Source organism: Variovorax sp. DXTD-1 (genome assembly GCF_003984625.1).
GTDB lineage: Bacteria > Pseudomonadota > Gammaproteobacteria > Burkholderiales > Burkholderiaceae_C > Variovorax.
In genome coordinates this window covers 20,484-27,427 of the sequence record NZ_RWKH01000037.1, presented here as the reverse complement: position 1 = coordinate 27,427, position 6,944 = coordinate 20,484, and the positions used below count along the sequence as shown (strand labels likewise).

The 6,944-nt window shown below is 64.5% G+C and carries 7 protein-coding genes; 5 read left to right on the top strand and 2 right to left on the bottom strand.

The features are described 5' to 3' along the window. The first annotated feature begins 1 nt into the window (after position 1). The 5 genes from EJI00_RS24325 to EJI00_RS24305 all read left to right on the top strand — a co-directional run bounded on the left by EJI00_RS24325 (position 2) and on the right by EJI00_RS24305 (position 4,275). Complete coding sequence (locus EJI00_RS24325; RefSeq protein ID WP_126750045.1) at positions 2-850, top strand: ABC transporter permease; 849 nt, start codon at positions 2-4, stop codon at positions 848-850. 106 nt (positions 851-956) lie between these two features. Beyond that, positions 957-1,412, top strand: a complete 456-nt coding sequence (locus EJI00_RS24320) for a MarR family winged helix-turn-helix transcriptional regulator (RefSeq protein WP_126750044.1) — start codon at positions 957-959, stop codon at positions 1,410-1,412. Between the two features lie 85 nt (positions 1,413-1,497). Beyond that, positions 1,498-1,923: an organic hydroperoxide resistance protein gene (locus tag EJI00_RS24315; RefSeq protein ID WP_126750043.1), complete on the top strand. Its 426-nt coding sequence runs from the start codon at positions 1,498-1,500 to the stop codon at positions 1,921-1,923. Positions 1,924-2,091: 168 nt separating this feature from the next. After that, positions 2,092-3,207: a DUF2855 family protein gene (locus EJI00_RS24310; protein ID WP_185868205.1), complete on the top strand. Its 1,116-nt coding sequence runs from the start codon at positions 2,092-2,094 to the stop codon at positions 3,205-3,207. A 33-nt stretch (positions 3,208-3,240) separates the two neighbouring features. Beyond that, positions 3,241-4,275: a serine/threonine protein kinase gene (locus EJI00_RS24305; RefSeq protein ID WP_126750041.1), complete on the top strand. Its 1,035-nt coding sequence runs from the start codon at positions 3,241-3,243 to the stop codon at positions 4,273-4,275. 76 nt (positions 4,276-4,351) lie between these two features. Here EJI00_RS24305 and EJI00_RS24300 read toward each other — a convergent pair whose 3' ends face one another. Continuing rightward, entirely contained in the window at positions 4,352-4,888 is a 537-nt protein-coding gene (locus tag EJI00_RS24300; protein ID WP_126750040.1) for a hypothetical protein, read from the bottom strand. Continuing rightward, positions 4,885-6,921 (bottom strand): molecular chaperone HtpG, encoded by a 2,037-nt coding sequence (htpG, locus tag EJI00_RS24295; RefSeq protein WP_126750039.1) that lies wholly within the window; start codon positions 6,919-6,921, stop codon positions 4,885-4,887. Before htpG ends, EJI00_RS24300 begins: the two co-directional genes overlap by 4 nt. Positions 6,922-6,944: the final 23 nt, after the last annotated feature.

The window sequence follows — 6,944 nt, the reverse complement described above, 5'->3', positions numbered from 1 at the left end:
AATGAACAACACGACGACAACATCGACGACCGCAGCAAGCGGCGCCGCGCCGCCGACGCGCTCCGTATGGCGCGCGCCCGAGCTCTCGCTGCGCTGGTGGCCTGTGTTTTTGCGCAACCTGCTCGTGTGGCGCAAGCTTGCGATACCGAGCCTCATCGGCAACATTGCCGAGCCCTTGATCTGGCTGGTGGCTTTCGGCTATGGCATGGGAGCGCTGGTAGGGCAGGTATCGGTGGACGGCGTGAAGGTGCCGTACATCCTGTTCCTGGCGAGCGGCTCGATCTGCATGAGCGCAATGAACGCCGCGAGTTTCGAGGCGCTGTACTCGGCTTTTTCGCGCATGCATGTGCAGAAGACATGGGACGGGATCATGAATGCGCCTGTCGGGCTGGACGACATCGTGCTGGCCGAGATGCTGTGGGCGGCGTTCAAGTCGATCTTCACGGTGACTGCGATCCTGTTCGTGATGCTGGGGCTGGGGATCAGCCACAGCCCTAAGTTGATCGTCGCTTGGATGGTGCTGGCGGGCGCGGGGATTACCTTTTCTTCCATTGCGTTGATCTTCAATGCACTGGCGAAGGGGTACGACTTTTTTACTTATTACTTCACGCTGTTCATGACGCCGATGATGTTCTTGAGCGGGGTGTTCTTTCCGTTGGAGCAGTTGCCTTCTGCTGTGAGGGCTGTGGCGGCTTGGCTGCCGTTGACGAATGCGGTGGCTTTGGTGAGGCCTCTTTTTATGGATCAATGGCCTGTTGAGTGGTGGCGGCATGCATTGGTGTTGACTGTTTATGCGGTTGCTGCGTTTTGGGTGGCGTTGGGGCTTACTCGGAAGAGGTTTCGGGCTTAGTTTTTTCCCGGGGCCGGGTCTCGCCCCGGCCCCGGGAAGCAACCCCAAAATTGAATCCAAAACAATTACATTGCACACAATTCAATTGCTCGCTACAATTCAACCCATGCGCTCCAACACTGCCCCCGCCGACGAAATGCTCAAGCTGGACAACCAGCTCTGCTTCGCCGTCTACTCCGCCTCGTTGGCCATGACCCGCCTCTACAAGCCGGTCCTGGAAAAGCTGCAGCTCACCTATCCCCAGTACCTGGTCATGCTCGCCCTCTGGGAGCAAGACGGCCCCACGGTCTCCGCACTCGGCGAACGCCTTTCGCTCGATTCCGGAACCCTCACCCCGCTGCTCAAGCGGCTGGAAGCCAGCGGCTACGTAGCCAGGGTGCGCGACGTGGCCGACGAACGGCGCGTGCACATCACGCTCACCGCCGCCGGGCGCAAGCTCAAGGCCCGCGCAGCCAACGTGCCCGAGTGCCTGATGGCCGCCGCCCAGTGCTCCGTGCCCGAACTGATTTCGCTCACCCAGCAGATCCAGGCCCTGTGCGACCGCATCAAGAAGGCAGCCTGATCCGCACGCTTCAAGTTTCTTCCCGCTTCGATACAAAGAAGCTCTTTTCACCGTTCCCTCCACCCTCATGCACAAAGGAATCACCATGACCACCAAACTCGACAAGGTTCTCTACACCGCTGAAGCCCACACCGTCGGCGGCCGCGACGGCGCAGGCAAGTCCAGCGACGGCGCCATCGACGTCAAGCTGAGCTCGCCCGGTTCGGGCAAGCCCGGCACCAACCCCGAGCAGCTGTTCGCGGTCGGCTACGCCGCCTGCTTCATCGGCGCGATGAAGGCTGTCGGTCCGAAGATCGGCGTGAAGGTGCCTGAAGACGTGGCCATCGATTCGAAGGTTTCGCTTGGCCCGACGAACGGCGGCGCCGCCTACGGCATTTCGGTGCAACTCGCAATCACGCTGCCCGGCCTGGACGCCGAGCAAAAGCAGAAGCTGGTCGACACGGCTCACCAGGTCTGCCCGTACTCGAACGCCACCCGCGGCAACATCGACGTCGAACTGACGATCGCCTGATCCCGCGCTGAGCGACAAAAGAAGAGCGCCCCGGCCACAAGCCGGGGCGCTTTTTTATGGTCGTCGTTGTCTCTCGGGTGACCCGGAAAATGCAAACGCGATAGCGCCTTTCATCAAGCTTGGCTAATGTGGCCGCACGCCCTTCAACGCACCGTGGAGATCGACCCCATGAGCACCGCCAGCCTCCTCATCCGCAAGGACGAACTCGCCGCCACGCGGCTGCACACCGCCACCGACCAGCCTTTGGCCGACGGCCAGGTGCGCGTTCGCATCGACAGCTTTGCGCTCACGTCCAACAACATCACCTACGCCGCCTTCGGCGATGCAATGAGCTACTGGCAGTTCTTCCCGTCCGGAGAAGAAGGCTGGGGCAGCATTCCGGTTTGGGGCTTCGCGAGCGTGGTGCAGTCGCTGCACCCGGGCGTGGCGGTGGGCGAGCGGCTCTATGGCTACTGGCCCATGGCGTCGGGCGCGGTGCTGAGCCCCGAGCGCCTGTCGCCGGAGCGCTTTGCCGACGGTGCGCCGCACCGCGCGGCGCTGCCGGCGGTCTACAACCAGTATTTCCGCTGCAATGCAGACCCGCTCTACACCGCGGACACGGAAGACGTGCAGGCGCTGCTGCGCCCGCTGTTCATCACCTCGTGGCTGATCGACGACTTCATGGCGGACAACGACTTCTTCGGCGCCAAGGCCATGCTGCTGTCGAGCGCATCGAGCAAGACAGCCTACGGCACGGCCTTTCAGCTGCACCAGCGCGAAGGCATCGAGGTGATCGGGCTCACCTCGCCCGCCAACGTGGCCTTTTGCGAAAGCCTGGGCTGCTACAACCGCGTGGTGACGTACGACGCGCTCGACAGCATTGCGGCCGACACGCCCTGCGTGTATGTCGACTTTGCCGGCAACGGCGGCCTACGCAACGCCATTCACACCCGTTTTGCCAATCTCAGATACAGCTGCTCGATCGGCGGCACGCATGTGGAGCAGCTCTCGTCCAAGGGCGCCGGCAAGGACTTGCCGGGCCCGCGCGCCACCTTGTTCTTCGCGCCTGCGCAAATCAAGAAGCGCACCGCCGAATGGGGTGCCGACGAATTCGGCCGGCGCATGGTGTCCGCCTGGCGCAGCTTTCTGGCCACGGTGACCGATGCAAAGAACCCCTGGCTGCGCGCCGAGCACCACCACGGCGGCGAGGCTGCGCAGGCCGCCTACGCGCAGGTGCTAGCCGGCAAGGGCGACCCGCGCATCGGCCATATCCTTTCGCTTTACAAACAACCCGGCGGGCTTTGACGGGGCCGGGGCGGGGGTAGCGACAATCGCTGCATGACCCCTTCCCCCGCAGCGCCCGCAAACACACATCCTTACGAGAGCCTCACGCCCGACGTGGTGCTCGACGCGCTCGCGACGCTCGGCCTGCACGGCGACGGCCGGCTCACCGGCCTCAACTCCTATGAAAACCGCGTCTACCAGGTGTACCTGGAAGACCGCAGTGCGGTCGTCGTCAAGTTCTACCGGCCCGAGCGCTGGAGCGAGGCCGAGATTCTCGAAGAGCACGCCTTCTCGCTCGAACTGGCCGCGGGCGAAGTGCCCGCGGTGCCGCCGCTGGCCTTCGACGGCACCACGCTGCACCACCACGCCGGCTTCGCCTTCAGCGTGAGTCCGTACCGCGGCGGCCGTGCGCCGGAGCTCGACGACTTCGAGGTGCTCGAATGGGTCGGCCGCTTCCTGGCGCGCATCCACACCGTGGGCAGCGCCAAGCCCTTCGAGTCGCGCCCCGCGCTCGACCTGCAGACCTTCGGCATTGCTTCACGCGATTGGTTGCTGGCCAACAACAAGGTGCCGCTCGACGTGCAGCGCGAATGGGAAGCAGCCTGCAACGAGGCGCTGGACATGATTGCCGCCACGGCGCTGGCGGTGAACGCTCCGGCCTCCGATTTCAAGCCACGCAAGCTGCGGCTGCACGGCGACGTGCACCCCGGCAACATCTTGTGGACTCCCACCGACCGCCCCGGCGGCGGCCCGCATTTCGTCGACCTGGACGATGCGCGCACCGGCTTCGCGGTGCAGGATTTGTGGATGCTGCTGTCGGGCGAGCGCGCGCAGCGCACCGCGCAGCTTTCGGGCCTGCTCGACGGCTACGAGCAGTTCCGCGAATTCGATCGCCGCGAACTCGCGCTGATCGAGCCGCTGCGCACCTTGCGGCTCATCCACTACAGCGCCTGGCTCGCGCGGCGCTGGGAAGACCCGATTTTCCCGATCAACTTTCCATGGTTCGGCTCCAGCGACTACTGGAAGGGTCAGATCCTCGTGCTGCAGGAGCAGTGCGAGCAGATGGCCGAGGAGCCGCTGTACGCCTGAGCGGCACTGCTCGCGAATGGCGCTCTCAGCGCAGCATTGGCCGCAGGCGGCCAGCGCCGCACCTCAACTGCTGCAATCAGGGCGCGATCGGATTGGCAGGCGTGCCAAGCTCGCCGGCCTGCGCCACGGCAGCCGGGCGATACGAAATGCGCGCAGTGGCAGGAGGCTGAAGCGGCACCGGAGCGAGCATGGGTTTTGTCACGCCGTCCTTGGTCACGGTGACGGGCGCGGCGGATGCAACAGCCGCCGAGGTCACCGGTGCAGCCCCACCCGCAGGCACGAACGCGGTTTTTGCTGCATTGGGGTCGTGCAGCACCACGCTCTTGCTCACGCCTACACCGGTGCCGATAGGCCCCACGCCGACGCCCACACCCACGCCGGCGGAACCGGCCACCACGCCCGAGTTGTTGACGGCCACGCCCGCGCCAAGCGGGCCCCAGCCGGTATTGAGCCCGACCGAGAAATTGCCGTCCTTCGTGGCACCCAGGCCGAGCGAGAGCCCGGGCACCAGCGGAATACCGATGCGGTAGTGCGAACAGCCGCTCATCAAAACCAGCAACACCGCCGCCGCGACGGCGGCCCCTGCCCGAACGATGCGCGGCCGGGCTTTCACACCAGCAGCGCGTTCACGCGCCTCACGTAGGCCGCGGGATCGGCCGGCAGGCCGCCTTCGGCCAGGAGGGCCTGGTCGAAAAGAATGTTTGCCAGATCGTCGAAGTGCTCGGAGCCGTCGAGCTTCTTCACCAGCGCGTGCTCGGCGTTGACTTCGAGCACCGGCTTCAGGTCGGGCGCGGGCTGGCCGGCCTGCTTGAGCATGCGCGCAAGCTGCGTGCTCATGCCGCCGTCCTGCACCACCAGGCAGGCGGGCGAATCGACCAGGCGCGTGGTCACGCGCACGTCGCCGGCCTTGTCCTTGAGCGCTTCCTTCAGCTTCTCGAGCATTGGCTTGAAGGTTTCGGCGGCTTCCTCGGCGGCCTTCTTCTCGGCCTCGTCCTGCAGCTTGCCGAGATCGACCGCGCCCTTGGCCACGCTCTGCAGCGGCGTGCCGTCAAACTCGGTGAGGTAGTTGAGCGCCCACTCGTCCACACGGTCGGTCATGAGCAGCACCTCGATGCCCTTCTTCTTGAAGACCTCGAGCTGCGGGCTGTTCTTGGCGGCGGCGAGGGTGTCGGCCGTGATGTAGTAGATCGCGTCCTGGCCGTCCTTCATGCGCGCCTTGTAGTCGGCAAAGCTCACGCTGACCGTGTCGCTCGTGGTCGAGGCAAAGCGCAGCAGCTTGGCAATGCGGTCGCGGTTGCCGAAGTCTTCGCCCAGGCCTTCTTTCAGCACGGCGCCAAACTCGGCATAGAACTTGGCGTACTTGCCCGATTCGTCTGCTGCGGCAGCGGCGGTTTCGGCGGCCGTGGGCGCATTCTTGTCGACCACGTCGGTCACCGCCTCGGTCGGCTCGGGCGCCGGCACCGATTCGCCGGAGCCCACGTCGATCTTGCCCTCGCTGCTTTCCGGCCCGGTTTTCTGCTTCTTGGCCAGGTCTTCGAGCATGCCCAGCACGCGCTTGGTGCTGCCTTCGCGAATGGCCTTCACGTCGCGGCTTTCCTGCAGCAGTTCGCGGCTCACGTTGAGCGGCAGGTCGGACGAGTCGATCACGCCCTTCACGAAGCGCAGGTAGCTCGGCAGCAGCGCCTCGGCATCGTCCATGATGAAGACACGCTTCACGTACAGCTTGACGCCCGCGCTCTTTTCGCGGTTCCACAGATCGAACGGGGCCTTCGAGGGGATGTAGAGCAGCTGCGTGTACTCGGTGCCGCCCTCCACGCGGTTGTGGCTCCAGGCGAGGGGCGCCTCGTAGTCGTGGCTGATGGCCTTGTAGAACTCTTCGTACTGCTCGGGCGTGATGTCCTTCTTGTTGCGGCTCCACAGGGCGTTGGCCTTGTTGACCGTTTCCCATTCGCCGGTCTTGACCATGTCGCCCGGCTGGTCGTTCTCGCCTTCTTTCCACTCCTCTTTTTCCATGAGGATCGGGAGCGAGATGTGGTCGGAATACTTGCCGACGATCTGCTTGAGCTTCCAGGCGTTGAGGTATTCGTCGGCGTCGTCCCGCAGGTGCAGCGTGATGCTGGTGCCGCGCTCGGCGCGCGTGATGTCGGCCACTTCGAAGTCGCCCGCGCCGCCGCTCACCCAGCGCACGCCCTGCTCCGGCGGCAGGCCGGCGCGCCGCGATTCGACCGTGATCTTGTCGGCCACGATGAACCCCGAGTAGAAGCCCACGCCGAACTGGCCGATGAGCTGTGCATCGGCCTTCTGGTCGCCGCTGAGCTTGCTCATGAAGTCCTTGGTACCACTTTTTGCGATGGTGCCGAGGTTGTCGATGGCTTCCTGGCGCGACAGGCCGATGCCCTTGTCGGTGATGGTGAGGGTGCGCGCGGCCTTGTCGAAGGAAAGGCGCACGTCCAGGTTGGGCTGGTCTTCATACAGCTCGGGGTGGTCGATGGCCTCGAAGCGCAGCTTGTCGCAGGCGTCCGATGCGTTCGAGATCAGCTCGCGCAGGAAGATTTCCTTGTTGGAGTACAGCGCATGCGTGACGAGGTGCAGCAGTTGCGCGACTTCAGCCTGGAACGGTAGTTTCGTATTGGAAGAATCAGCCATGGGAAAGAAGAAATATCGAAACC

Coding starts and splice junctions, on each gene's coding strand:
- htpG (WP_126750039.1), bottom strand. CDS start 6,921: ATGGCTGATTCTTCCAATACGAAACTACCGTTCCAGGCTGAAGTCGCG.
- EJI00_RS24325 (WP_126750045.1), top strand. CDS start 2: ATGAACAACACGACGACAACATCGACGACCGCAGCAAGCGGCGCCGCG.
- EJI00_RS24320 (WP_126750044.1), top strand. CDS start 957: ATGCGCTCCAACACTGCCCCCGCCGACGAAATGCTCAAGCTGGACAAC.
- EJI00_RS24310 (WP_185868205.1), top strand. CDS start 2,092: ATGAGCACCGCCAGCCTCCTCATCCGCAAGGACGAACTCGCCGCCACG.
- EJI00_RS24315 (WP_126750043.1), top strand. CDS start 1,498: ATGACCACCAAACTCGACAAGGTTCTCTACACCGCTGAAGCCCACACC.
- EJI00_RS24305 (WP_126750041.1), top strand. CDS start 3,241: ATGACCCCTTCCCCCGCAGCGCCCGCAAACACACATCCTTACGAGAGC.